A 25,370-nucleotide genomic window follows, 5' to 3' on the forward strand; every position below is an offset into this window, starting at 1 on the left:
ATTAATTACAGTTAACTTCATTTATTGGGATATTAGTTTTTGTGGATGGATCTGTATTGAGTACCAATTTAGTCCATTTTGTCAAATTGTCATCTGCTTTATACAAAGAGATTGCTAAATTATTCTCATTTAGAAAGTCTAATAAGTTTTTTTGGTAATCCGATGGATAACCATTCGGTAGCAAAGTATTTTTGTCTGCGTATTTATCATACCTTTTTTGAATCTCATTTATGAATTTTCTACGCTTATCCTTGTCACTGTATATTTCTTGTAGTTTCTGAATGGCACTTTGATTATCCATGCATAGAGCATATACGCCTTGATAAGAGACTAAAAGATGTACAGGTATTTTTGGATCGGGAGTCCCCTGATTAGCGCTATAATTATATTGTGCATAGAATTTTGATAAAATAAATACATCCGCATGCGAAAACATAGGAGCATGCACATTTCTATGAGAATGTAGTCCTCCAAACAAAATTGGAGAAGTAGAAGAATAATTCACATAGCTATCGCCTGTGTTTCCTTCAGGTACTTCTACAAGAGAAAGTTTTCCCTGTGCGTTTAAAAGAAGGTTATATCCCAGCTCTCGATTACCTGTCAATACCTGAGGGCTTCTTAAATTTGTTATTGCCGCTTTAAAATTGAAACTTTTCAATAACTCATTCAGTTTATCACAATGCAAAGGAGGTTCAATCCAGTCTTCAACAGGTACCGTTATGATATTTGGGCAACGTGGACAATTACCAGGAGGATTAGAATTCCCTCCACTTGGATCTTCATCACCGCCACCGCCATTACCGCTTTGCCCTCCGGTATTATTACCTCCGGTGTATTGACCTGCTCCGGCACCAAAACTTCCACCTCCGCCAACAACGTCGCAGGTTGTGGATGTAACACTATACAAAAAATCAGAGTTATTACAATTAACTCCGCGAACGTGTTCCACTCCAACCGTATTGCCACTATTCGCCTCATTACACATCATTACTGTGGCCGTATGGCAAACAATATCCTTACTCATTTGGGAAACGTTATAATTGATAGGCGTTAGCTTAATGGCTCCCTTAAATACAAACGAACCGTGAGCACCTGAATGTAAAGGTTCACTTGGTGTGTACTTTAAAATATAAGCACTGGGTTGTCCTATGCTATCTACATTGATAACAAGGTTTTCAAAATAATCAGGATTATTGATTTCTCTTGTAATCTTAAAGGTATAGGAAGTCTTAGTACCATCTTCTATCACCTTTGCGCCATGCGGTACGATGTTAAAATTGTACTGAGCTTCCATAACTGTACGGGATTTATCCCGGTTCGCATAAACTTTATTATAGGCTGTAGCAAACTTGCTTTCACCAAGTAATTTATCCAATGATGTTTCTCTAATCTTGATTTTAGCCGCATAGTTTTCGTTGCGAACAACTTCCTCGTTCAGCTCGCAGCCTGTGAGCATCACCAGGATCATAAAAATCCATACTTTAAAAATAGTTTTCATAATTGTTATTAAAATGCGTGTGCAAATATTAGCTTCTCAATATCAATCCAATTACGGTTTTCCCGTAGTTAAGACATTTTGTGCCAAATTGCAGTATAAACACGTATAATCATTGGGGTACTTTTCTTACAGTAAGTGTTCGTGTGACTTAGAATGTTACAGTTAATTATGCTTTGAGTTCAAGCGAGACTGATCTTACAATTGTTAGAGGTAATCCTTTTTGATCAATTAATGAAATTATGGAAGTGTTATATTCCTAACAGACAGAAAAAGATTCTTTCCTAATTATTGATTATAAATAGTTCTTTTTTTTCACCCGTTACAGAATGAGTATGAAATATATAAATGTACTTATTTATTTGTATGTATCAACGCACAAATGTTTCAAAATTACTTTGTCTTATTTAAGCAGGGTATTGATTTACAATTAGATAATTTACAGAGAATACTTTTTGATCCTCTCTGATTTTTGAAAACTGCATTTCCTTTATATTTTATTACGATCAGATTTGGTTTTAGTTCTCTTTATATAAAGCAGTCTGCTTTTAAAATATGCCCCATTTATAGAAGATTAGTAAAATAGATTTCTATCAACGTTTTTTTTAATATGAAATTAAGTAAAAATACGTATTGCGTTATTATCTATAAATTACTTTCTTGCATATGTAGATACAGCTATATGCTTTTTTATTAAATAAATTGGCGAAGAATTCCGTAAAGAAAATGCTATAGGTAATATCAAAACTTTAATGAACAAAATTGACTTTTCAGAAATACAAGATTGGGAACAATTCGAAAACTTAGTTGCTGAGTATTTCAATGAGACGCGTGATTTGGAAGATAATAATTTAACCGAAGTATTTGTTGAACCTGTTGGGAAAGGTCCTGACGGAGGAAGAGATATTTTGTTGACATTCCGAATAAATGATTCAATACTCTCATTTGAAAGAAGATGGATTGTTCAATGTAAATTCTATGACATACTTAAAAAAAGTTCTCTCGATAGAATCAATATTCCAACATTAATAGAAGAATATAGAGCAGATGGATATTTGTTAATCTGCAAGAACTCTGTTACGAATGGTGTTTCTACAACTTTTGAAAATTTGAGAAATAATTGTAGGCGAAATTATAAATATGTGATTTGGAACGGTAGTACATTTGTTAAAAAATTATATAAAACAAATGGATTGCATGAGCATTATTTTCCAGATTTTTTCGATTATAAAATGCAAAGAGCAAAATTAACTGGTATCAACGACATATTGACATAATGAAAAAAACAGCATTCATATCACACTCGATGGACGATAGCGAATTATATGTATTGTCTTTGATAACAGAATACTTGGCCAACAATGGATATTTTATTGAAACGAGTCATAATAATTCCATATTTCCAGGACAAAACATAGAATATAACATACAAACCCAAATCAATAAATCCGATTTATTTATTGGCATTGCTTCTCATTTTGGTATCAATTCACAATGGGTACTGAAAGAATGGGAATTAGCCCAAAAAAATGGAAAAACAGCATTTTTTTTGATAGAAGACAATTTACCAATAAATCCAGCTTTTGAACAAGGTAACTTGGTTGTCAGATTTAATAGACAAAATCCACAGTATAGCATTACTCGTCTCCATTCAATGATTGAGAAAAGAAAAAAAGAAAAATCGAATAATGCTTTAAATTGGGTAGTAGGAGGATTATTAGGGATTGCGATTATAAAGTTATTATCAGAAGACGATTAAAGCATATTGGATATCCAAACAAAAACTGAAACTTAAGTTAAGATACATTCTTGTGATTGGTTCACTTTTTATGCGGTTCAACTGAAAACTTTTCTTTTTTTATTAAGAATTATATTTCGATACTTTAGCTTACAAATTAGGTAAAAACACGGATTGATTTGTCATGTCTAAATTACTTTCTTATAGATCTAAGAAATACAGCTATATAGCTTTTTTACGAAATAAATAAGGAAAAAGTTTCGTAAAAAACAATGTTAGTGGCAATATTTCACACAGCCTTAAAAAAAATAATATGAAAAAAGACAACTTTTACGAAGTTAAAAAAATAGACTATAATTGGACACCAATAAAACTATTAGATACACAAAAAAATGTTAGTACAATTGAAATTCTAAAAAATAATCAGATAATTAAAACTACAGGTGCAATTTTTAGAGAAATCTCAATTTCAAAAATACATTTAGAAAGAATTGGTTTTGAAAATGATAGCCTAAATGATGTATTTGCAGTTCCAATCTACATGATTCTTGGTGAAGATTTAATGAATCTTACATCTGCTTATTTCGGATATCTAATATTTCACAAAGATGAAATTGTTAACATTCAGAAAACATACAATTCTGTGCTTACAGAAGTATATGAAACTTTTAAAACAAATCCAGAAATTATTTCCGACAGCGACAATGTTATTAAACAAAAGTTTAACAGCATATTTAATGTCAATGATCTTTTCAAAAGACTAGCAGAATACAACATAATTGTTGAAAATAAATCTGAAATATTGATTGGATAAATACTGCTACTAACAACGGTTTTAAGAAATTGGGGTTTAGGGTAAAATTTAAAGGTATTTTATATATTTGGTCTCAGTTCCTAATGGAATGGCTTCGGAACAAAAATCCCCAACTCCACAAAGCCGGCGGGACGTTAGCTGTAACCTTATGAATGACTGCGAAAAAATGGACGAAAATATATATCACCAAATACAATACGATCGAATCGATAATTTAGAAACTAGGAGAGAAAATTTCAGCAACTATGTTTTAACTATTTGTACAGGGGTATTAGGAATTACTCTAGCAAATCCTAACTCTTTAGATTCTATATCCATATTCTTTATTTTTTTATTTGGCTTTGCAATTAATATAATTTCAATTTTATTTATAAAAAGCACTATGCCATTTATAAGGATGCATCAAATAAGAGCAGATGAAATTAGGAAACAATACGATTTAAAACTTTCAACAATTAATGATTTGATAATAAAACCTAGCCCAAAAATTACTATTAGAAAAAAGGATTATGAATTCAAACGTCACAACATCTATATTTGTTTACACTGGGTTATAATATTATTTTTTGCTGTGGTCACAATTCATTCTTTGTTAATCCCAAAAGATATTAATTAATCAACCAATAAAAGTTATAATAATAAATTAAAGGCTAAAGCTAACAAGGTATTGCTAAAATCGGGGCTTAACGCCTTTGATTAGGCATTTGTACAAAGTTGAACATTCGTTCTTCGATTGAACTTTTGTACTAAAAATCCCCGCCTACAGCAATCCCCAAACCATTATAAATAAGTAAGCCATAATATTACTAAACAATACAGTCTACATATCCTCCTCAACCTTATTAAAATACAACAAAAGCGGCATCAGGTGTTCGATTGTGATACCTGTCAGCCCGCCACTTTTAAAAAGCCCTGATTTTAAAATCAGGGCTTTTTCTATTTTACGATACTTTGCGATTTTCTTCTCCGGTGAACAAAACTACTCTTCTATTTTTATTACATTTTCTATTTCAATGCTTTAGTTCTAAATTACGTAAAAACACGTATTGTTTTACTACAATCAAAAATGTATAGCTTGTTTTACAAAAACGTACATATGCTAATAATTTTGCGAATTCAGATCGTTTCTCATCTGTATTGGTTTCGAGGTATCCTACTAGTACCGATATAACGACTAAGTTTATCCCCCCTTTTAATACAGTTAATTAATTCATCATTCTTTAATCGAATGGGCGCAACAATTATTACACTAAGAATGTTTATTGTAATTAACCAGTGAAAGTTATTTCATTTTGTATTATAAAGGTGTTACACAAAAATCTTGTTCCTGCGTTTCGCACTCTTATGGATAAAAAACGAATGCTTATGGTTTTTTCTCAACGTACACGATTACAACACCATACTTTTACTAAAGAAATTAAAATGCTAGCTAGGTTTATTTTTCACTCATTTATTTAAAAGTGGAGTTCAGAAACCACTATAAAAACGGGGAGAAATCCGAAAAGCCTTATGAGTAGGAATAATCAATAAATTTTAGAAATCATGGCAAATACAATAAACATTCTTAGTGTAATAGATGTTGAAACGATTCTTGCAAACAAAATTCCAGCAGGAACAGCTACAAATCCAACATCTCTGGGATCATATGGCACATCCGATATATATGTGTATATGATTACGAGCCGAGGCTATATAGACAGTGCTGATAAAAACAGAGCTGATTCCGAATTGGTAATTGATGCTAATGTAGGTGATACTATTCAATGGGAATTAACGTGTCCCGGATCCGGTTTGCAGCATGATGCCATAATTGCAGGTGTAAATCCGGGCTCTGAACCTAATCCACCCTCCATTTCTACTCCGGTTCCTGTTGTGACTTACAGAAATATTTATGACACGGCAGGTTTACCGGGTTATCAAATAGTTAAACAAACCGATTATTGTTCTAATGTATTGGCTACAGGAACTACCCAGTATTCAATTTCTTTTCAAATAATGGATAATCTGGGAAACAGCCTGGGTTATTATTTTTGGGATCCTTTCGTAAAGGTAATGAATACCGAAGATTATTTAAGAGAACGTCAAGCTTACCTAAAAAAACAGGAGGCAGTAGTTTAAAAAAACAACCTAGTTAAAACATAAGAAAACATGACAAAAAATACAGTTTTTCAATTATCTGCTCTAAGTCAAAACGATGCAGGAGCAGCAGACGGAAGTCAACTATTCTGTGAAGTAACAAAAATTACTAATGGAAATGTAAGAACCGGATCTTTTTCAATTAACGAAATGATAGCCTTGCCAACACCTCCCGGACAAAATGGTTTTGGCCCTACACCTACCTGGTTTTTAGTGCCGGACGATAATATTCTGGACACTTCTTTCACTCTGGAAATCTCATGTCCATCAGATTCAAACTATCCGACTACCAAAATCACTGTTAAAGCTTCTGATGTTCAAAAATGGGCCGCTATACCTTACAATGAAAGAAACAACCAAATTTACCAGGGAGGAAAATATGGTATTTTTGGTTTTGCACAAGAGGGAGCCGATGGGTTAATCTATACCGTTACGGCAGGGGTATTAAATCCAAAATAGCAAAGTCAATAATTCATATTATTGATACCAATCTGATTTTTAATACATTTCGCCTTTTTTACATTTTTATTAGCATTAAAATTCAGTCTAAACTCAGTCAAAAACTAAATTTAGACTGAATTTTTTATTGGTATATTCAGACGGCTTGCTCTTAAAAAAACTATTTAATCCCAATACTAATATCATTTTTTTTTATTGAGTCGTCCTAAAATAGGTTGGTTATTTTTGATTATACACATTTGATAAAAGTTCAGACGTTTTCAAGCTAGCTGATTTTTGTATCTTATTGACAAATTTCACAATCATGCGAATTGATCAAACGATTTTTTGGCTATCTTCCCGATCCTTATATCGACCTGGAAAACTTTGAAACAAAATATTAAAAAAATGGCCAACCACGACGACATGACCCTTGGGGATCTTTTAAAAAAAGCTCCTAAAAAAAGTATTTTTAGCACGATCGGACAACTCTTTAAAAAGAAGCCGCTAACGTTTGAAAAAGCCTTAAAAAACCCGTTAAAACACACCTCACTCGACCTACGCAATCAGAACCTAAAGGAACTGCCGGAGAGCATCGGACAATTTAAAAACCTGAGACAGCTCTATCTGGATAACAATCAACTGACAAGCCTGCCGGATGCCATTGGTGACTTACCCCAATTGGACTTACTAACCCTAAGAAACAACCAACTGACAAGTCTGCCGGACACGATCGGGAATCTTAGCACACTTACCTATATCGACCTGAAAAACAACCAACTCACAAGTTTGCCGGACGCAATTGGAAAGCTGACCAGGCTTACCAATATCGATCTGGAAAGCAACCAACTAAAAACACTTCCTGATAGCATCTGTTCCTTGACGAGAGTATATAGTTTCAATGCAGCAAATAACCAACTGACCCAGCTTCCGGAACTGTTCGGAAACATGACTCAGATTCAAGTGCTAAACCTACATCACAATCAGTTAACGCATTTGCCGGAATCTTTAGGAAACTTAAAAGAAACAGTAGTCTATTTTAATATTAGTAGTAATCGCTTAAAAACACTGCCCAACACCTTGCACAAGGTGGTCTTTGAAGACATCTACCTTGACAACAATGAACTGGAATCACTAGGAACCTTAGGTCAGGGTGGTTACCGGATCGATCAACTGCACCTAAAAGGCAATCCGCTTTTAACGATACCGGAGACGTTATCGAAAAGGCCGGGTTTATGGTTGTCCCTATAAAACGCCTGCCCGACAAACAAATAACACCCGCTACAAGCCTCAGAGCAATAGCGGTACGCAAAACAATTTTATGAAAAAAAAGATAACCCTAATAGCCCTTTTTGTTGTTACAATCGGCAAAGCACAAAGTCACCAACTCAATTGTGGGAATATCCATAAAATAGACAACCCAAAAGAATATTACGACGAATACAGTTCCGGAGGTGGTTATGAGAACTTAACCGTAATGAAAAAGAATTTTAAAAGTGCCATTTTCAATTCCAGGGATAGCGATTTAAAATCGATTGTGATTCGGATACAAACACAATCGGATGGAGCTAATATAATGTCTGATGCCAAGCTTTATGAACCAAAAGAAAATGAGATCGCTTTCTTTTTGGAAGATGAAGATCGAAAATCATTTATTGGCACGTCACAAAAAATGTTCTTTAAAGTCGGAGGGAAGCTAAAAACGTCGATCATTAAAGGAAAAACAAACGGATTAAAAATTCTGGAGTTTATAAAATGTGGGATGCTAAATCTGAAAAGAATGCCAATTGATGATAAAATAATCGAGAGTTTGGAGAATGAAATCACAAAGTAAAAAATTACGCTAATGCTTATATAAACAAAATAACAAGTCAAAAAAATGGAAAATCAACCCCAAAAAATATACACCCTCAATTGCAGAAGTTGGATGGGAAGCCTGAGCAGAAAGAGTAGTAAAGTACAACAGCCCAAATGCGAAAAATGCAACAGGGAATTAAAAGGAGAAATCGAATATTCGAAAGTTGAATTGGAGGTCGACCGATATAACGGAGAAGATTGGGCAAGCGCTTCCGGTATACTGATGGTTTCCCATAAGCTGTACGAAGCCCTGATGCAAGCAGGAATTAAAGGATTTGCGCCTCTAAAGGTGAAAAAGGTACCCTATAAATATGCCGACATTGATGTTAAAACAATACCTGATTTTGTTTATTTAGCCATTTTAGCTCCTGCGATTAAAAATATTCCTATTGCTTGTGATTATAACGGAATTTGCGAAGGATGTAACCTGACACTCAATGAATACAATGAGGAAAAATCGAAATTGATTATACGGAAAACAACTGAAAATCCGATTCCGCTACAGGTTTTTTCGGATACGTATGAAGGTGCCGATATCTTTGACTTTACAGACCACGGAGAAATTGGCGTAACTCAAAAATTTCTCGATGTCATCAACAATTTTAATTGCCCCGAGGCAATTATTATTCCCGCAGAATGGATTTAAGAACACTACCATAAAAAATATATGGAATTTAAAATAACCGAGCAATTTGAAAATTTAGAAACCATCACAAAATCAAACTATTTTGAAGAGGTCACTATTAAATCGAATATATTAGAAACGGATCAGGCTACCGCTGATTTTGTGATCAATGATTTTTCACAATTGGGATATGAACACGTAGCTGATAGGTATTTAGATATTTTGAATATCGACAAATTCTATTTTCATGCCTGGTTTGAAGTAGATGATTTTGCGACGCAGTTGGAATTTAATATTGAAAAACTGTACAGCGGATTGTTGTTAACGGAAAAAATGTATGACGAAAAACTTTGGTTTAAAGGTCAGGCACCGGAAGAAATAGCTTTGTGGAAGACGTTCCGTATTCTCGACACGCGTCCGGAAATTGGCGATGGTAAATTAGCCGTTTACAGTATTCAAGATGGCATCGCATCACCAAATGAACCGGTCGTTTATTATATCAATAGAGCGTTGGCGTATAAAACCAATCTGACGCTTAGCGGCTATTATGAAGCGGTTTTGGATTTGTTGGGCATAGCCGATTGGCAGTATCTTTTTACCGAAGTATCATTAGCCGATTTAAAAGCAGATGGTATTTATCAAAACCTGAAACAAGCATTGGAAGCCTTACAAAAAGCGTTTCCGGATAAAGATTATAGCCGTTATTTTGAGCTTTTAGAAGAACGATAAAAACAAACAACAAAGTCAAATAAATACCTACTTTAAATTAGTATGAAATACTTTAAAATATATCAAGAAACCGACTCAAAGGTAATTGGTAAATATCCACAGGTAAAAGAACTGAAAATTGATTTTCACCAAGCAAGAGCTTCACAATGGGGTATCATCAGTCAATGGAAAACGGAAGATGATATTCCTGATCTGAATAATTTTGTACTGCACCATAATTCGAGGCTATCAGACTGCGTATCCAATAATTTTGTTATTACCTCTTCAGGTTTATTTATCAGTGAAAAATGCTATCAGGTTTTTGAATCGTTTAAAGTAAACGGCAATTTTTATCCTATGACTATTTTTAGACGAGGAACCCCGCATCAATACCGTTTTCTGTGTTATGAAATAGAAGAGACAAGCAGTATAGATTGGGAGCATTCGGATTTTATAGCGTTTAATAGCATTGAAGAAGAATATGGAAATACAATTAAAGTAATAAATTTTGAAGATTTTAAGATTCAAAACAGAAAGTTATTTGAAGCAAAAGAAGATTGGGGTTTAACCCCTAAATCGCTAAAGTTCACAGAATACTTCGATATCACACCCGCTTTTGGAATCGGTTTGATTTGCAACGAAAACGTCAAAAATGCCATAGAAGAAAACAAGCTTACAGGTTTTGTTTTTGGATCTATTGATGTCGACATTGTTTTTGATTAAAGAAAATCATCCGCCACGAAAGCAGATTCTAACACCAACCAACAAATGAAAAAAAAAGTCCTCTTACTTTTACTCCTTCCCCTATTTCTTTCCTGCAACGGACAAGAAAGCAAAACCACCGAAGCGGTCTATACCCAGAAACTGGAATATGGATTGAAAGGCCCGGTAAAAGAAGTGATCACGTATATTCATACCGTTGACAATGGAAAAATACCGGCTAATACGGCGAAACCCATCGGAACAACGACGATAACGTTCGATAATATGGGTAATATTATGACAATAACTAAGATATGGGATTTTGAACGTATCGGTAAATCGGTGTTTTCGAGTATTTTTTCCGGTACAGGAAAAGACTTATCGTTTAAAGAAACAGTCGATCTTTACGATGGCGAACATACCGAAAATAGTTATAAATACATTTGGTTAGACGATTACAGTTACAATATTCGTTCGGAAAAAGACAGCTCTTATGCCAACATTATTTCCTTAGATAAAAAATACCGCTTAGTCAAAAGTGTTTTCAAAAGGGATGCTGTTATCGAATCTGAGGAAGAAATTGAAACGGTTTACAAAGACGATAAAATACAGGAAATTATAAATAAAGAGATGGAAAACACCGATGGAAAAAAGAGCGTGTCGTATCGCATTCAAGTCGCCCAAAAATATGACAACCAAGGCAATCCAACCGTCCTTTATGGCTATGACGACCTGACCAAACAAACAGTAAAACATGTGTTGTACAAAGAATATACCTACTACTAAGAATGACCGAAAACGAACTACAAAAAATCGTAAAAGCAAAAATAGCACAAGGCGACTGTCTTAATACGTCCGTACAGCAGATTTTATTGGACTATAAACAATCCGGCGGACAACAGGAAACGGCCCGGAAACTTATCGAACAAGTGGCGGTAGACCTTTCAGATGATGAAACGTTACGAGACAGAGCCTACGATATACTGGACATCATTACGGGTTGGTGTAAGCCCGAAATAAAAGTTTGGGACAAACAAAAACCAGTCCAACTAACCGATGGACTTCAATTGGAGGATGACGAAACAGGAGTCGTATTTAATCATTTTTCATTCTGTGAAATGCTAAAACACATCATGGTCAATTATGGAAAGGTTGACTACGATGTAGCAACCGAAAAGCTAAATGATTCCTATCTGATAAAAGAGCCCCGGACAATTAAGGACGTGGAATATATCACACATGAACTGGAATTTCATTGGGCAATGCTACTCGTTCACGGAGAGATGTATTGGACAAAAGGAATACCCAGTGACGTTAATGGGTTTATCGATGAATATTTAGCCTGGAAAACGGAAATAAAACAAAAATACAACCTGAAAAATTCATACGAGTATTACGACATACAATAAACAAAAACCGCTAATAAATGACCGTAAAAGACTATTGTATTGAAATTCATAAAATTCTGATGGAGGTCGGAGAATTGCATTGGGCTAAATGTTTTAGTAATTTTATTTCAGAATTAGAAGCCGCCGAAAACCATACCGTTTTTAGAAAAATCCTTTCCATATATGGCGGAATGGGTTCTTTTAACGATTTAGTATTGTATCATAACGGAACACTTTGTCAAAAAGAAAACGAGGCGCTATCCGAATTGCGAAAAGGACTTTATGATGAAATTGGAAAAGCATGGAAGTAGCGCGGAAACATAAAAAACATCTTATATCGGCATCCGATTTTCCAACATCGGAAAGTCAAACGAAAATTTATATATTTTAATTCTAAATGAGCGAAATTCTAGATTTTGACTGGAACAATCCAGCCGATTCAAAGGTAAATCTCAAAAAATGGGCTTACGATGACCATTGGCTTTTAATGGAACAAGACGAAGATTTGCTTTTTCACGACATAGCATGGACAGAAATCGTATTTCCTTTTATGTTTGACGAAAAGTGCTGTAAAAGAGCTTATATAATTGGCACCTTTTCAAACTATATAAGAATACTGTTTTTACGCAGGGAATTCGAAAAAACAGAACAAATCCAAAAAATGTTTATCGATCCTATGGCAGCCTATTATGCCAAAACCGGAGACAATTTGATTGGAAATTGTATTGACTATTATCTTACTTGTAAACTAAAATGGAACAAGAAATAAATTGGGATTTTGAATACATAAAATGTAGTAAGGAAATAATTGTAAAATGATCGGTATAGAAAATATGGATTCAAATAAAAGTTTTAGACTATCGGCAGAAGCAAACACGCATAATGCGGCATTGCGGATTATACAATCCAAAGGCTATAAGATATTTTTATATCCGGGCGAAAGTGATACTTTTTATGGCAATTATTGGGCGATACAAGAAAACCGGGATTTTATTGCCGAAGATCCGCTACAATTATTGGGAATCATTACGATTTGGGAAACCAATGGCAATAACTGGAACGGAACAGACCGTCGGAATTTACGGGATGTAATCGCAAGCCGGGCTTTTCCCAATAGTGTTTCGGATATCGAAAAACTAAGCGACGAAGATTTTGAAATACAGGTTAAGGACTATAGGCTGTTTTTCAATCGGATCTTCCCAAAAGAAATACTCCCCGAAAATCCAACCAGACAAGAATTCTTTGACGTGATCAGTAATTTCTATAAATGGGATTTGGAGGATTTTTACGAGTGGGAAAAGTAGTTAAACCCAAAATCTTCTCGCTTAATTATTGATTATAAAGCTAACACATTAGGTTTTCACAAAGAAACAGTATATTCGTCAGAGATAACTTCGTTTGTTTTTCTACAAAATAAAAGGAGTAAAATTTCGTAAAAAACAATACTAGTAGCAATTATAATTCAACTATCTTCAAAAATGAGAATAAAGATACTTTTGTTATTTTTAGTCACGAGCTGTTTTTCGTCAGCGCAAAATAATATGAATTCGAGTACACGAAAATTCATTGAAAACGCTATTGTAAATCGAATAGTAAAAGATTGGAATGTTGCCGCAAATATTAAATCTGGTACGGGCGAAAAAGTGTCATTTTTTCCGATTGAAATCACAGATTTGAAAACAGGCCAGATCGTAAAGGCTCTTCAAGTGGATATGTCTGTAGATTGTCTAGGCCACACATTTTCTACATCATCGTGGGTTGATCTTGACGAAATATCGGAGTTTATGATCTATCTTGAAAATTATGTAATACCTAAATCTTCGAAAAAGGCAGAAAAAAACAAGTCGATCACTTATGTTTTTAAATCTAAAGAAATTACTGTACGTTTTATGATCGGGGATTTTACCAATAGACTTTCTATTTATCCTAAAGATGAAAAAGGCGTTGATGGGCAATGTTATTTCTGGACGGAAACTCAAATTGATAAATCACAAGAACTATTAACTGTTTTACAAACTTTAAAACAATAACATTCATTTTCCTAGCAATATTCCGCTAACTTAAAATTTCCGTTCGCGAAAAACCTTTTTTACGGCAATTACAAACCATGGCAAACAAACAACTATTTCATATTATTTGGACCGTTTTTAATGAATATCCCGTATGGGACAAAAGGGGTAATTGGCAAAAACTGTCTGCCACCTATGCCGAATTAGAAAAGCATCATATCAGCTATCATTTCTACAAAGCATTACATCCGGAATATACCAATAAGCATCCGCAGCAAGAACGGGCTTTACTCAGTGAAAAAGCAATGGCCCAATTAAAATCCGACATTGAGAATCTTTGCCAAGACAACAAAGACCGTATTATCGATGGTTTGAAAATCAAAATGCTTACAATTGATCCCTCAAAAGTCGAAATGCTCGTATTTTCGGATCTCGAGGTACTCACTCAAAAAATTGGCCGATTAAAAAGTCGAACCGCAACACTTCTTAGTTTTGAATATCCGGAAACCTATGTCGGCAAAGGAACCTGGGGCAAAGGCTTTTGGTATTCCAACATTTTAAATAAAGAAGATTTAGCGATAGCCATTATAAAAGACTACCGCCTAAAATAACCGTTTTCCTTTTTTATCGATATAAAACCAGATTCCGTTTTGTTTTACCAGGGCTGTTCCGTCTTTAAAGCCGTCTACACTCTGGTACTCTTCCGGAAACAGTATGTTTTGTTTCGCGTCTATAAAGTAGCCTTTTCCGTCTTTTACCACGGCAAAATTCCCTTCGCCCGAATACATCTCATCATAGATAAATGGAATGACCGTTTCGCCTTTTTTATTAATGCAACCGTATTTTCCGGATATTCGAATGATGGCCATACCGTTATAAAAACTATAGACATTCGAGTATTTTGCCGGAATAACCAGCGTTCCTTCTGTGTTCACAAATCCATATTTGTCATTTAGAGTCACTGCCGCCATACCATCGCTAAAATGAGCGAAACCTTCATAAAGCAAAGGCACGACCACCTCGCCTTTTTTGTTGATAAAACCGGATTTTCCATTGTACGCTACACTTGCCAGACCATTCAGGAAAAAAGCGGGACTATCGTATTTTGGTGGAATGACTATTTTTCCCTGCTTATTGATAAAGCCCCACCCTGATTTTCCGCGGATTTTTACAGCGGCCAGTCCTTCGTGAAAAGAACCGAGGTCTACGAAATCTTCCCGAACCGGTTTTCGATTGTTCAGGGTATCGATGATATACCATTTGCCGTTTTCTTTAACGGTGGTGATTGCTCCATAAAAATGAGCTGCTTGTTCATAAATAACAGGAATGATTTCTTTTCCGTTTTTGTCGATAAAGCCCCATTTGTGATCTAATTTCACGATTGCTCTATCGCTTTCTTCAAAACTTCCAATAAAATCATATTTCAAAGGTACTACCTCTCGGCCTGTAGTGTCTACAAGTCCGTGTTTTTCGCCCAATTCAACAACGGCCAATCCTTTATGGAATGTGTACACAAAGCTATATTTACAGGGTACCACATTGCGTCCTTTTTTATCTATAAATCCGTATTTTTTATTGATTCCCACTGTCGCATATCCCTTTTCATACGGATAGAATCCACTATAGGCTGCCAGCGGATCATCGGTTTTGTATTCCTGAGAATGGCATTGTACAATGCTAAAAAGCGGTATAATAGCAAGTAATACTTTTATTTTATGGATCGTATTCATAAGTGATTTGTTCCAATTGTTTTTTTGTTATTCTTGATTCGGAAACGGAACGTTCCCAGCTGTAATCCGCAGCTATTATTTTAGCATAGGGAGTCAGTCGTATTGGTTTTGCTTTTCTGACGAAAATTCAATTTAAAATACTAACAATACCGTTTTTATTCCTTTTTAAATAATCAAAAACACGGTTAATTGGGGCGAAAGATAACTGTTTTTTAAGAAAAAATGTATAAAAAACCGTTTACTAAAATTAAAATTTCACACACCTAAGAAAATAATTACTATTTTCGTCTGTGATCCGCTTAGTCTTAGTGCTAACAAACAGTATTTACAATCTTATGGAAACCACATTTGATATTGACGAACAAAAACTTTTACATTTTCTGGCCTCCACAAAAGTGAACGACGCCTGTGGTGGTCATACCGATTTTTGGGAATGGCATAACGAAACGGAAGCCTTAAAAACGAACCTGACTAAGATTGGACAAATTGCTGTTCCGCCTGGCGAAAAACAATGGGAGGCTCCCTATTGGGGACAAGATGCGAAAATCCGGTTCGACTGCTATCCGTATTACGGTTGTGACCTTTATCAATGCCAAAAATGCCATACGGTTTTTTTCTATTACGTAGAATTAGGCGGCCATGGTCCACAAAAAAGATACCGGGTGGTTCGAAAAGCGTTAATTGATCTGGAGAGCCTTACCCCTACGCATCGCATTATAATTGATTACAAAGGCATGGATTATATTATGTATAAAAATCCCGACTTAACCTATGGCCTTTTAATTAGTAAAACTATAGGTGTTGGAATCGATGTGTACCACCAACTGTCAAAAGAAGAGCAGGAACGCTATTTAACAGACGGGATAGAAAGCCTAAACGACAGATTAAAAGATATGGATACAAATTATACGAATTATAAGGTAACGTCATGGCGTTAAAAACGACTGTGGAATCCACTATAACGACAACCAACCTAAAACAAAACATTGAAATAAAATAATTTACAAAAATTAAAACCCAAAAACAACTACATAAATTATGCAAAAATTAATTCTTATTTTTTTTGTTCTTACTATAAATGTAGCCTTTTCACAAAGCTATTTTGAAGGCAAAACATTGTATTGTAAATCCGAAAATCCAAAAGCTATACAATTATTTAATACAGGAATTGAAACGCTATACTTAAATAAAACATTAGATAAAAAGTATTTAAAAATGACCTCAGAGGCTTTTTTTGGCGCTTATAAAATGGATTCCACTTTTTGTGATGCCTTATTTTTTACGGGTTATACACTACGCTTACTGAATGATGAAAATGCATTAGCTTGTTATTATTTAGCCGATAGTTTAGCGAACAACAGATCCCTTGAATTTAAAATTAATTTAGCTGGAGAAGCTTTAAGATATGGTAACGAGATTTCAACCAAAATTGCAAGGAGAAAATATAATGAAATTATTAAATACTTTCCTGAAAGCCCGGAAGGATACTTCGGATTCGCAATAACGTCCCCTATATATGGCGATGTGGAAAAAGGCTTGGAAAATATAGACCTTGCAATCGAAAAATATAATCAAAAAAATATTCCGTTAAAAGATGATGTAGTATTCATAAAAGGAATCTTACTCGCACTAAATAAAAGGTATGAGGAAGGGCTTGAAAATTTAGAAAAAAGTTATTCTTCCTATAAAAAAGAAGATAACTTTAAAATTCATTATGCATTGTGTTTATTAAAAGTTTCCGAACGCAAAAATGACGCAAAAATGAAACAGAAAGCAGTAAAAATGTATGATAAAATTGACAATAAAGCTGAAATCCCTAAAGAAGTGGCCGAATTATTAAAATTTTAGACGGCTTATAACACTCGTTTAACCATAGTGCTGATTAGTATAAACCCATTATGATCAAAATAAACATAGAATCTCTGGCAGGCGAATTGGACATCGAAATCAAACAAACTGACAAGCACTATAACTTGCTCGTTATCATGTCGAAATCGGACTACTTTCAGGAAAATGGTAAAGTCTGGCATGCCAAAATTGACGAGGATCAAACGATACTCAAAATCGTTGGTCTGATAAAAGCCTGTCATACGAATCCATCCCTACCCAAAGGTATAACGATTAATGATGGTACTCTTAGAAAGATTAGTCTGGAAGACGCCGTTCCCATTCATCTCCTACTAAAAGATAGCTATCATGCTCATACAAATGAATCGGAGCTGCTGAAAACTATTTTTGAATTTGTTTGTAAACAGATACAGGATCCGGTTCTGGAAAACTACATCGGTGCTTTCGATGACTCCAAATAAATTGTAAGCTACAATACGTCCAAATAGATTAAAACCAAAAATTGAAACTCAAAAATGTCTTATTTATATCAGGTTATCATAATAGTAGTACCTCCTTCCGAGATGAAAAGCGTTTTTGATCGTATGCATGCTGTTTTAGTCCAAAATAATTTCGAATTTGAAGAGGAACCGTTCGATTCGGTTTACCTCGCTGATATTGAAACGGATGATGGCAGCGATTATGTGTTTGAATCGAAATGGATCAATCCGGAGTCAAAACAGGAAAGAGATGCCGTCATTGAAAGACTTAGCACCCACAGAACCGGAGGAATAGTCAATTATAGAAGTATTACAGAAGAATTTGAAGAATCGGCTCCGTATGATGTTCGTGTAGAGTTTCGTTCACTCGATAATCAGACTATCGAATCGATCGCCATTGCAACAAGAAGTGCTCTATATAACGCCCATACAACGGTTTATGATGGCATTATCGCAACCACTTTAGAGACGATGGACGTTATTGGTATTGCAAATGGTTTGGATTACCCATACGAATGGAGCGAAGAAGAAGTGGCACAATTGATCAAGAAAGGAGAACTTGAAGCGACACATCCCCGATTGGGGTATCAGAACGGAAATATGAAAAGCCTATAAAACAAAAATCACGTTACATTGAAACAGCCCAATACGACCACCGCACGGATTTTCTTTCTGAAATCAAGAATAACGAATAGCGCCATTGTTTTTAGACGTGGCCCTACCGACTGGATTCAGATGAGTCTCTGGAATTTGGATAACGACACCCTGGAACCCGGACAATGGATTAACAAAAAGGTGCCGATGCGAAATTGTGATCTATCGCCTTCCGGGAACTACCTGATGTATGCGGTCGATAATTTTGAAAACGGAAACAGCAGAACCGTCATTTGTAAGCCGCCATTCTGGACGGGGCTTACCGTTTGGGAACATGGCGATCTGCTTTTTGATACCGGAGGTGGCGTATTCGCAGACGAAAAAACGGTGTTGTTAAATTTGAAATCCACACAGGCACTTGAACACTATCCCGTGCCGTCTCATCTCAATGTTGCTCTTTTTCAAACCCAAAAAGAATATTCACTCCCGAAAGGGCATGTGAATCTATTACACGAATACCGACAGGAAATAAACGGATGGACGGAGCAGAATGATCCCGCTTTTCTGCAACAGGAAACAGATCTCGAAAGCCTCGCTCCTATCGTTCCGAAACTTTGGAAAAAACCGATTACCCATAGTGCGGCTTTGTATTGGATTAGCTTTTATGATTCCAAACAACGAAAAAATATCGATTGGTTCTATCTGGGAAGAAAGGAATCGAAAATCAAATTGCATGACGTTAGCTGGGCAGATATTGACAATAACAACCGGATTATTGCGACCAAAGAAGGAAAATTATATGCTTCCAAAAGAGCGACCGACGGTTCCGTGGCGTATACGAATTTGGAAATGCTACACGATCTGAATGCCTTACAACCGGTTTCAATCCCTACGCCGCTTAATATGCAAACCTGGGACGATAACGGATAATACCGACCAAAAAACAATAAAGCATCTTATACGACACAACCTATACGAATGAATATTTATCAGACCGATCATACCAAAACACCGGAAATCTTTACGCTGATCAAAGAGCATAAGAACGACGCGGCGAAACGACATTTACAGCAAAATCCATCCGAAATAGCCCTTAAAGGCTGGATGGACGATACGCCTTTGCATATCGCAGCGTTAAGTGGAAACTTCGAAATGGTGCAATTTCTGATCCAAAACGGCGCCAACGTAAATGCCGAAAGAAGTGGCCTATATACCACTCCGCTCTGTTGGGCGGACAGTTTTGAAATCGCCCGATATCTTCTGGATCATGGCGCTACCATGAACGATAAAGAATTGTATTTAGCCACCAGTCGGGATAAAGTTGCTATTGTGGACTTATTGTTATTGAAAGGAGCCAAAATCGATCCTATAGCGCCACAATATCTGGAGAGCAAAAGTATCGGGTGCTTACATATATATCTGAAACACCACATCAAAATAGATGGGCGCGATTCTCGAAATAGTAATCTGTTGCATCAGCTAGCCTGGCTCGATCTACCGGAAGTTTTTGACTTTGCCTACGCTAATGGTTGTCCCTGGCAAAAAGATGGTAGCGGTCGAACGCCTTACGATTTGGCAAAACAAGGACGAAGAGAAACGATTTTAAAGCATTTTAAAGAGCAATATCCCGAATTAATTTCCTATAAAGTCGAAAATATACCGACCGATAATTACGCGTTTGAAAGTGTATTTGTTCTAAAACAAAGTCCAACGCAATCGGATTGTTTTATTGCGTTAACCCGGAACATGACGCTCGTAAAGTATATCGTAGCCAATGGAGAATTGATCATCGATCAAATTGCGGCAATTGCTATTCCGATGATCCGAAATTTCTGCTTTGATCAAAATGGAAATATCCTAATTCCAACAGCCGACAGTCAATTACTGGTTTTGGAACAAACTACTTTTCAATTACGCGATACGATTCAACTGGAAAGCGACTTAGCGTTCGATCAGATCGAATACCTGTCCTCCAAAAATATGTTTTTGGGAAGTGCTTCCAACTGGGAACTTGTATTGCTTACAGACGATTTCAAGGTGATCCGTAAATTTAAAGCTGAGGACGGAACGATGGTACCCAAAATAAGCCCGGACGAAAGTTTGATTGCGTTTTTAAGCTACGATCAGGATACGTATTATAATCTGTATCAAATCGACAATGATGGTACGATCTCCTTTATTCGCACTTTTTTCAAAGACTGGGATAATACGTCAAGCGGTTTTAGCTTTCAACAAAATCAATTTGCCGTTTCTTTTCCTTCCGAATTAGAATATTATACTTTTGAAAACGGAAAACCAAACAAACTGTGGGAAATGGACCTGTCGAAGTATACCTCAAAATACAACGCTAGTTATTTGGCCTTTATAGCCCCTACTACTCTGGTGGTTGGAAAAGGAAAAATACTATTGATCATCGATACAGAACAGCAGCATATCACAGCCGAACTACCTTTGGATGTAGTAGCCGAAATCAAAAACGTATACGTCGACAAAGACGGTGAGCATTTGTTTGTTTCTACCGAAAAGGAGCTCCAACTACTACGAATAAAAGAACACAATTGATAATAGCAGACTTACAGCGCTGCAAAAATAAATATGGAATTAAACAATACTACCATCCAGGATATAGCAAAATTTTCGCTCTGTGAACACAGAGACGGCACCCGACTTTCGGTAAATGTATGGGCGGAAATCCGTAAGGAATGCCTTTTAATCTCCGGTCAGGATTTGGGCGATGTCGTTCAGGAGCATTTCTCCGATAGCGATTACGAATACTGGTATGCTTTTGATGTCGAAAATACCAAACTGCTTTTTACCAAATTGTCCGAACAAAACCCGGAATTGGATAACGCAGCCGTATTATCCGAAAAATTTAGCGGTTTAGACGGTTGTCGGAATCTTCGGGATTTCTGCAAACAATTTGATATTCAATACAATTTTAGCTCACATATCTAACGTTTACTTTAACGCATTACTAAAACAACTCCTTTATGGCAAGCGAATTAACCATTTATTCTATTTATAAAACCCAAAATGAGGACAAATACTTCCTACTGCGAACGGAACGTCCTGGTTTTTCCAATGCGTATCAAACGCAGGAAGATATGGCCTATAAAATCGAGCAACAGAAACGCGACTATATGTTGGCACAACTTGGAACCAATTTTGAACGTATCGGTGAACATCAGGATTATCCCATTGGCGAAGTCTTGTATCTGGATAACGGAAATCTGGAATTAGACGTCTACTATATGGAAACCAAATCAGGATGGCCGTGGGTTATTTTGGGTACGGCCAATTCTGAATCCGAATTTTTAACCCAACTAAACGACGACGAGGATTTACTCCGACTCGATCCAATTGGAGAACCCAAGCATATTAAAGCGACGTTTGTCATCGAAAATGACTTTGACTTTTCGGAAATTGAAAACGGGAATGCGAAAGATCTTAGACCGGAATAATAAACTGGTCTAAAACCTTTAGTCTTGATGTTTTTCTGGTAACATTTCATAAAAGGCGATGGCATTTTTTTTTAAAGGGTTATGACTCCATTCCTCCCAAGTAGTCGTATATGGGTTATAGCCGCATTTTAAAGGCTTAGAGTATCTATTTTGGGGATTCTCTACATACGCCCTGCAATCAGTACAGATGTGCCTGAATTCACAATCTTTACAAACCTCTATTTGGTCTTTAGCTATATTCCAATATTTTTTAAATTCCTTGTTTCCAATAATTTCTTCCAATTTGGCGGTCTTACTATTTCCCAATACTTCCTTCATAGATGGACAATTTTTAATCGCACCATTACTCGCTATCGCCAATTTTCTATTCAAACAAGTATTATAGTTTTGTGATTCTGAAAAAGTTTCAATTGTTATATTAAATAGATTGGGGCTTATTATCCCACAATGGATCGAGGAATCTATTTTTTGCTTTGTACAAATCACCACTCCAAAACCATTTTTTCCCTCACTAATTATTTTAGTTTTATCGCACGAATGAATAGTTATACTTCTAATTTTCTTATTCTCTGAAACCCAGTGTAGAAATGTAGACGAAATTTCAAAATCTCTTTTGATAACGAAATCGATTGTGCGCATAAAACTGTTATTTACTTTTTGAACAATTTCATTGATCTGATTAAAACCAGTCGCATCAAAAAACCGGACTTGTATATGTCGACAATTAAGAGGTTTAATAAATTTTGTAAGTAGTAAACCAAAATCATGATCGGAATTTTTAGAAAAATCAATAATCATATTCGATACTATAGCAGGATAATCAAATTCTAAATCCATAACTGGAAATCTGGCAATTTCACTTTTCGTACAAGGAAAGATTACTTCATTTTTATGTAACAATTCTAAATATTCCTCAAATATCAGATGATTCGTTACATCCAGTTTTTTTGATATTTCGGAAACGTCTATGATTCCATTTCTATCAAATAAATTTGCCAAACTATTCGGTATTAAAATATATTTATTGCGCTGTAAATCACAGATAGTAGATCTGTTTTTTCCAATTACAACCTGACAATTTGAAAAAAGTTTAAATAGTTGCGGTTTCATAAAAATTCTGATAGATCTATGATCTTTGAAATGGGCTTGTAAAAAGGCATTAAAACAGATGATTTTGTTTCATAATGTCCTAAATCAATTTCCGTATGTTTTAAATCATCATCATTTTTGAAGATTTCAACATCCCAATATTTAGCAATAAAAGGATAGGCTGTTGGATTTTCCATCATATCTATTTTAACAGCTTTTGGTATCGCTTTGGTTTCCATTTTTAATTAACTTTTTTGCTATTAATTTTTCGATGTAATAATTACAATTAAGGCTAACCCATTGGAATTGACCTATTGGGTTTACTTCCAAAAAGTAATATTGATTTTGGGGCGTTACAATAATATCAAAGGAACCACAATTCAAATCCATTTGAATCATTAGCTTATGTAATTTTCGTTCTAATGCTTTAGGTAATAGATAAGGGACGCATCTATTTGGTCTAATCCGATCATAATTTCTAAAATCGATTTTTGTCTTTTCGTTTTGCTGACTAAAAATTGCCATACTTTTAAACAAACCATCAATATAAAAACTCCTTATTTCGTACTTTTTCTCAATGTATTTTTGAAAAAAAGAAGGTAAAAAGAAGGATTCTTTTTCTTCTACATCATCTTCTGTTATTAGCTTTGAGCTCGCTGAAAATTTTATCGAATGATTCTTAAACTTGAAATTGGTGTATGGATTTTCAACGGGTTTTGTAATCACTTTTTTGTGCTTCTTTATAAATTGATGTAATTCTAAATTGCTTCCTGTTAGTAAAACATCTGGTATTTTAATTCCTAGTGACAAAGCTGTACGTAACATTTTCAATTTATTAGCATGATTGTCGTCAAACTTATTTATCTGATTGATAGAAAAACCACTATTTAAAAATTCCAGAGCAGGTGTAATTGCTTCCGTGTTTATCTTTTTGTGAATTTCTTTATTCCTTACATTATTTTTGTCGAAACCAATCCATTCACCTCTCCTGTACCATATGTTAGAGGTGCTATTTAATTTCTTATTATTTATCCGAACTTCAACTTTTTTGTTATTAGACATTTCAACACTTAAGTTGTCTATCAGATAATCATCTAAAAAAGTATTTATTGTAATATCCTCTTTTAAATAATAAATCCATGCGATTACATCATCAGTACTTAAATCATTACGCTCTGACTGAATAAAAATTTCTTTCATCACTTATTTATCTACAATTCCAAAATCCGGAAAACAATTTAAAACCATATTCTATTTCATATTCCTTTTTTTGATCATCAACATGAGTCGAAACGATATATAATTTTTTTCGCATCGCATTCGTTTCTTCTATATCATTATGAGTGCTATAATCCGTAAAAAGATTTAATCTATAAACGCCCTTTAGTTTTACATTACAGTAATAGGGAAAATAGCCTCTAAATCTGTAGGTGTTGTCATAAATTAAACCAATATCTCTGGGATGGATATTCCCCTTTATCATTTCTTTAATAAGAATATTTTTGTATAAAAAATAGGAACAAGTATTATGTACCATAATAACCAGACTATATTCAAAAGCGCTCAAACCTTTGTCGTTCGTATTCATATAAAACAAGCGCGGATCCTGTTTTCGTTGCTGATATAAATCCAACCAGGGTTTGTTTATTTCTTTAAAAATTAAACTATCGCCCAATCCAATTATTTTATCTCCCGGAAACCCTTTCTTTTGGGTTAAGTCCATCATCCTATTCGATGTTTTATATACAAGATTCCTATATTTCGACCACTTTAATCTTTTATCTTTCTGATCCTGAATTGCATTTTTGTAAAGCCAGTCAAGGTATTCAAAATCTATTTTCTTAATGTAATTGGACCGGGCAATCCTGTATTTTTCAATTAGTTTTTTGTCTTTCTTTAGCTTTGGAATAACTTTTTTGAATAATGGATACTTTTCAATCGTTTCCAATTTCAATCCTTGTGTAAAAGCTTGTTCAATATATTTTTTATACGGTTTCTTCGAAAATATCGCAATTTGTGCAGCGTTGACCAGATCTTTTACAAAAATGAAATCATAAGTCGAAAAAACGTTATCGTAATAGTATAAGCAGCTATCCACTTTTTGCTGCATAAAAAAAAGTTCCTCAGCCTTATTTATATTCAAATGATAGTCCCGGTAATCTGTTTTCTGAGAATATACAAATAGCGGTATCAGAAGAAGTACTAAAGAAAATATGCTGTTCATAATCCATTACTCTTAAAAAGATGGAGCCGCAATCA

Annotated in this window: 32 protein-coding genes; 26 read left to right on the forward strand and 6 right to left on the reverse strand. The window is 35.0% G+C overall.

Annotation, left to right across the window (positions count from 1 at the left end; translation table 11 throughout):
* Position 1: 1 nt before the first annotated feature.
* Positions 2-1,498, reverse strand: coding sequence for a hypothetical protein (locus ABFU83_RS08810; protein ID WP_347070145.1), 1,497 nt, complete (start codon positions 1,496-1,498; stop codon positions 2-4).
* A 749-nt stretch (positions 1,499-2,247) separates the two neighbouring features.
* Here ABFU83_RS08810 and ABFU83_RS08815 point away from each other — a divergent pair.
* The 18 genes from ABFU83_RS08815 to ABFU83_RS08900 all read left to right on the forward strand — a co-directional run bounded on the left by ABFU83_RS08815 (position 2,248) and on the right by ABFU83_RS08900 (position 14,521).
* The gene (locus ABFU83_RS08815; protein ID WP_347070146.1) at positions 2,248-2,772 is read left to right on the forward strand and encodes a restriction endonuclease; all 525 of its coding nucleotides are present in this window, start codon (positions 2,248-2,250) and stop codon (positions 2,770-2,772) included.
* A 29-nt stretch (positions 2,773-2,801) separates the two neighbouring features.
* A complete protein-coding gene (locus ABFU83_RS08820; protein WP_347070147.1) occupies positions 2,802-3,254 on the forward strand; it encodes a TIR domain-containing protein in 453 nt (150 codons plus the stop codon).
* 292 nt (positions 3,255-3,546) lie between these two features.
* Positions 3,547-4,047 carry a hypothetical protein gene (locus tag ABFU83_RS08825; protein ID WP_347070148.1) on the forward strand — a complete coding sequence of 167 codons (501 nt, stop codon included), beginning with the start codon at positions 3,547-3,549 and terminating at the stop codon, positions 4,045-4,047.
* A gap of 88 nt (positions 4,048-4,135) precedes the next feature.
* Entirely contained in the window at positions 4,136-4,663 is a 528-nt protein-coding gene (locus ABFU83_RS08830; RefSeq protein ID WP_347070149.1) for a hypothetical protein, read from the forward strand.
* 926 nt (positions 4,664-5,589) lie between these two features.
* Entirely contained in the window at positions 5,590-6,165 is a 576-nt protein-coding gene (locus ABFU83_RS08835) for an AidA/PixA family protein (protein WP_347070150.1), read from the forward strand.
* A gap of 30 nt (positions 6,166-6,195) precedes the next feature.
* Positions 6,196-6,642, forward strand: a complete 447-nt coding sequence (locus ABFU83_RS08840; protein WP_347070151.1) for a hypothetical protein — start codon at positions 6,196-6,198, stop codon at positions 6,640-6,642.
* A 366-nt stretch (positions 6,643-7,008) separates the two neighbouring features.
* A complete protein-coding gene (locus tag ABFU83_RS08845) occupies positions 7,009-7,872 on the forward strand; it encodes a leucine-rich repeat domain-containing protein (protein ID WP_347070152.1) in 864 nt (287 codons plus the stop codon).
* A gap of 70 nt (positions 7,873-7,942) precedes the next feature.
* Positions 7,943-8,455, forward strand: coding sequence for a hypothetical protein (locus tag ABFU83_RS08850; protein ID WP_347070153.1), 513 nt, complete (start codon positions 7,943-7,945; stop codon positions 8,453-8,455).
* A 45-nt stretch (positions 8,456-8,500) separates the two neighbouring features.
* Positions 8,501-9,124, forward strand: coding sequence for a hypothetical protein (locus tag ABFU83_RS08855; RefSeq protein WP_347070154.1), 624 nt, complete (start codon positions 8,501-8,503; stop codon positions 9,122-9,124).
* Between the two features lie 21 nt (positions 9,125-9,145).
* On the forward strand, positions 9,146-9,832 hold the full coding sequence (locus tag ABFU83_RS08860) for a hypothetical protein (protein WP_347070155.1): 687 nt from the start codon (positions 9,146-9,148) through the stop codon (positions 9,830-9,832).
* Between the two features lie 42 nt (positions 9,833-9,874).
* Positions 9,875-10,534, forward strand: a complete 660-nt coding sequence (locus tag ABFU83_RS08865) for a hypothetical protein (RefSeq protein ID WP_347070156.1) — start codon at positions 9,875-9,877, stop codon at positions 10,532-10,534.
* A 45-nt stretch (positions 10,535-10,579) separates the two neighbouring features.
* Positions 10,580-11,299, forward strand: coding sequence for a hypothetical protein (locus ABFU83_RS08870; protein ID WP_347070157.1), 720 nt, complete (start codon positions 10,580-10,582; stop codon positions 11,297-11,299).
* Between the two features lie 2 nt (positions 11,300-11,301).
* Positions 11,302-11,922, forward strand: a complete 621-nt coding sequence (locus tag ABFU83_RS08875; RefSeq protein ID WP_347070158.1) for a hypothetical protein — start codon at positions 11,302-11,304, stop codon at positions 11,920-11,922.
* Between the two features lie 17 nt (positions 11,923-11,939).
* The gene (locus tag ABFU83_RS08880; RefSeq protein WP_347070159.1) at positions 11,940-12,212 is read left to right on the forward strand and encodes a hypothetical protein; all 273 of its coding nucleotides are present in this window, start codon (positions 11,940-11,942) and stop codon (positions 12,210-12,212) included.
* Between the two features lie 86 nt (positions 12,213-12,298).
* Positions 12,299-12,670 carry a hypothetical protein gene (locus ABFU83_RS08885; protein WP_347070160.1) on the forward strand — a complete coding sequence of 124 codons (372 nt, stop codon included), beginning with the start codon at positions 12,299-12,301 and terminating at the stop codon, positions 12,668-12,670.
* A 64-nt stretch (positions 12,671-12,734) separates the two neighbouring features.
* Positions 12,735-13,205: a hypothetical protein gene (locus tag ABFU83_RS08890; protein WP_347070161.1), complete on the forward strand. Its 471-nt coding sequence runs from the start codon at positions 12,735-12,737 to the stop codon at positions 13,203-13,205.
* A 237-nt stretch (positions 13,206-13,442) separates the two neighbouring features.
* Positions 13,443-13,931: a hypothetical protein gene (locus tag ABFU83_RS08895; RefSeq protein ID WP_347070162.1), complete on the forward strand. Its 489-nt coding sequence runs from the start codon at positions 13,443-13,445 to the stop codon at positions 13,929-13,931.
* A 77-nt stretch (positions 13,932-14,008) separates the two neighbouring features.
* The gene (locus ABFU83_RS08900) at positions 14,009-14,521 is read left to right on the forward strand and encodes a hypothetical protein (protein WP_347070163.1); all 513 of its coding nucleotides are present in this window, start codon (positions 14,009-14,011) and stop codon (positions 14,519-14,521) included.
* Here the strand turns inward: ABFU83_RS08900 and ABFU83_RS08905 are convergent.
* Positions 14,513-15,640 (reverse strand): WG repeat-containing protein, encoded by a 1,128-nt coding sequence (locus tag ABFU83_RS08905; protein ID WP_347070164.1) that lies wholly within the window; start codon positions 15,638-15,640, stop codon positions 14,513-14,515. The genes ABFU83_RS08900 and ABFU83_RS08905 overlap by 9 nt on opposite strands.
* Before the next feature lie 335 nt (positions 15,641-15,975).
* Here ABFU83_RS08905 and ABFU83_RS08910 point away from each other — a divergent pair, with 335 nt between their 5' ends.
* The 8 genes from ABFU83_RS08910 to ABFU83_RS08945 all read left to right on the forward strand — a co-directional run bounded on the left by ABFU83_RS08910 (position 15,976) and on the right by ABFU83_RS08945 (position 22,022).
* Positions 15,976-16,578, forward strand: coding sequence for a hypothetical protein (locus tag ABFU83_RS08910; RefSeq protein WP_347070165.1), 603 nt, complete (start codon positions 15,976-15,978; stop codon positions 16,576-16,578).
* Between the two features lie 100 nt (positions 16,579-16,678).
* Positions 16,679-17,488, forward strand: a complete 810-nt coding sequence (locus tag ABFU83_RS08915; protein WP_347070166.1) for a hypothetical protein — start codon at positions 16,679-16,681, stop codon at positions 17,486-17,488.
* A gap of 50 nt (positions 17,489-17,538) precedes the next feature.
* A complete protein-coding gene (locus ABFU83_RS08920; protein ID WP_347070167.1) occupies positions 17,539-17,949 on the forward strand; it encodes a hypothetical protein in 411 nt (136 codons plus the stop codon).
* Positions 17,950-18,003: 54 nt separating this feature from the next.
* The gene (locus ABFU83_RS08925) at positions 18,004-18,582 is read left to right on the forward strand and encodes a hypothetical protein (protein ID WP_347070168.1); all 579 of its coding nucleotides are present in this window, start codon (positions 18,004-18,006) and stop codon (positions 18,580-18,582) included.
* Positions 18,583-18,600: 18 nt separating this feature from the next.
* A complete protein-coding gene (locus ABFU83_RS08930) occupies positions 18,601-19,491 on the forward strand; it encodes a hypothetical protein (RefSeq protein WP_347070169.1) in 891 nt (296 codons plus the stop codon).
* Positions 19,492-19,539: 48 nt separating this feature from the next.
* Positions 19,540-21,123, forward strand: coding sequence for an ankyrin repeat domain-containing protein (locus ABFU83_RS08935; protein ID WP_347070170.1), 1,584 nt, complete (start codon positions 19,540-19,542; stop codon positions 21,121-21,123).
* Between the two features lie 33 nt (positions 21,124-21,156).
* A complete protein-coding gene (locus tag ABFU83_RS08940; RefSeq protein ID WP_347070171.1) occupies positions 21,157-21,516 on the forward strand; it encodes a hypothetical protein in 360 nt (119 codons plus the stop codon).
* A gap of 35 nt (positions 21,517-21,551) precedes the next feature.
* Complete coding sequence (locus tag ABFU83_RS08945; protein WP_347070172.1) at positions 21,552-22,022, forward strand: hypothetical protein; 471 nt, start codon at positions 21,552-21,554, stop codon at positions 22,020-22,022.
* A gap of 18 nt (positions 22,023-22,040) precedes the next feature.
* On the opposite strand, the gene gwsS is transcribed toward ABFU83_RS08945, so the two are convergent.
* Genes gwsS through ABFU83_RS08965 form a run of 4 tightly spaced genes read right to left on the reverse strand, consistent with a single transcriptional unit; the run spans position 22,041 to position 25,221 of the window.
* Positions 22,041-23,132, reverse strand: a complete 1,092-nt coding sequence (gene gwsS / locus ABFU83_RS08950; RefSeq protein ID WP_347070173.1) for a grasp-with-spasm system SPASM domain peptide maturase — start codon at positions 23,130-23,132, stop codon at positions 22,041-22,043.
* On the reverse strand, positions 23,129-23,350 hold the full coding sequence (locus ABFU83_RS08955; protein ID WP_347070174.1) for a hypothetical protein: 222 nt from the start codon (positions 23,348-23,350) through the stop codon (positions 23,129-23,131). The genes gwsS and ABFU83_RS08955 overlap by 4 nt, the downstream gene beginning before the upstream one ends.
* Positions 23,319-24,311 (reverse strand): grasp-with-spasm system ATP-grasp peptide maturase, encoded by a 993-nt coding sequence (gene gwsG, locus ABFU83_RS08960; protein ID WP_347070175.1) that lies wholly within the window; start codon positions 24,309-24,311, stop codon positions 23,319-23,321. The genes ABFU83_RS08955 and gwsG overlap by 32 nt, the downstream gene beginning before the upstream one ends.
* Before the next feature lie 7 nt (positions 24,312-24,318).
* The gene (locus ABFU83_RS08965) at positions 24,319-25,221 is read right to left on the reverse strand and encodes a hypothetical protein (RefSeq protein ID WP_347070176.1); all 903 of its coding nucleotides are present in this window, start codon (positions 25,219-25,221) and stop codon (positions 24,319-24,321) included.
* Positions 25,222-25,370 lie beyond the last annotated feature (149 nt).

This window comes from Flavobacterium sp. WV_118_3, from assembly GCF_039778605.1.
Classification (GTDB): Bacteria; Bacteroidota; Bacteroidia; order Flavobacteriales; family Flavobacteriaceae; genus Flavobacterium.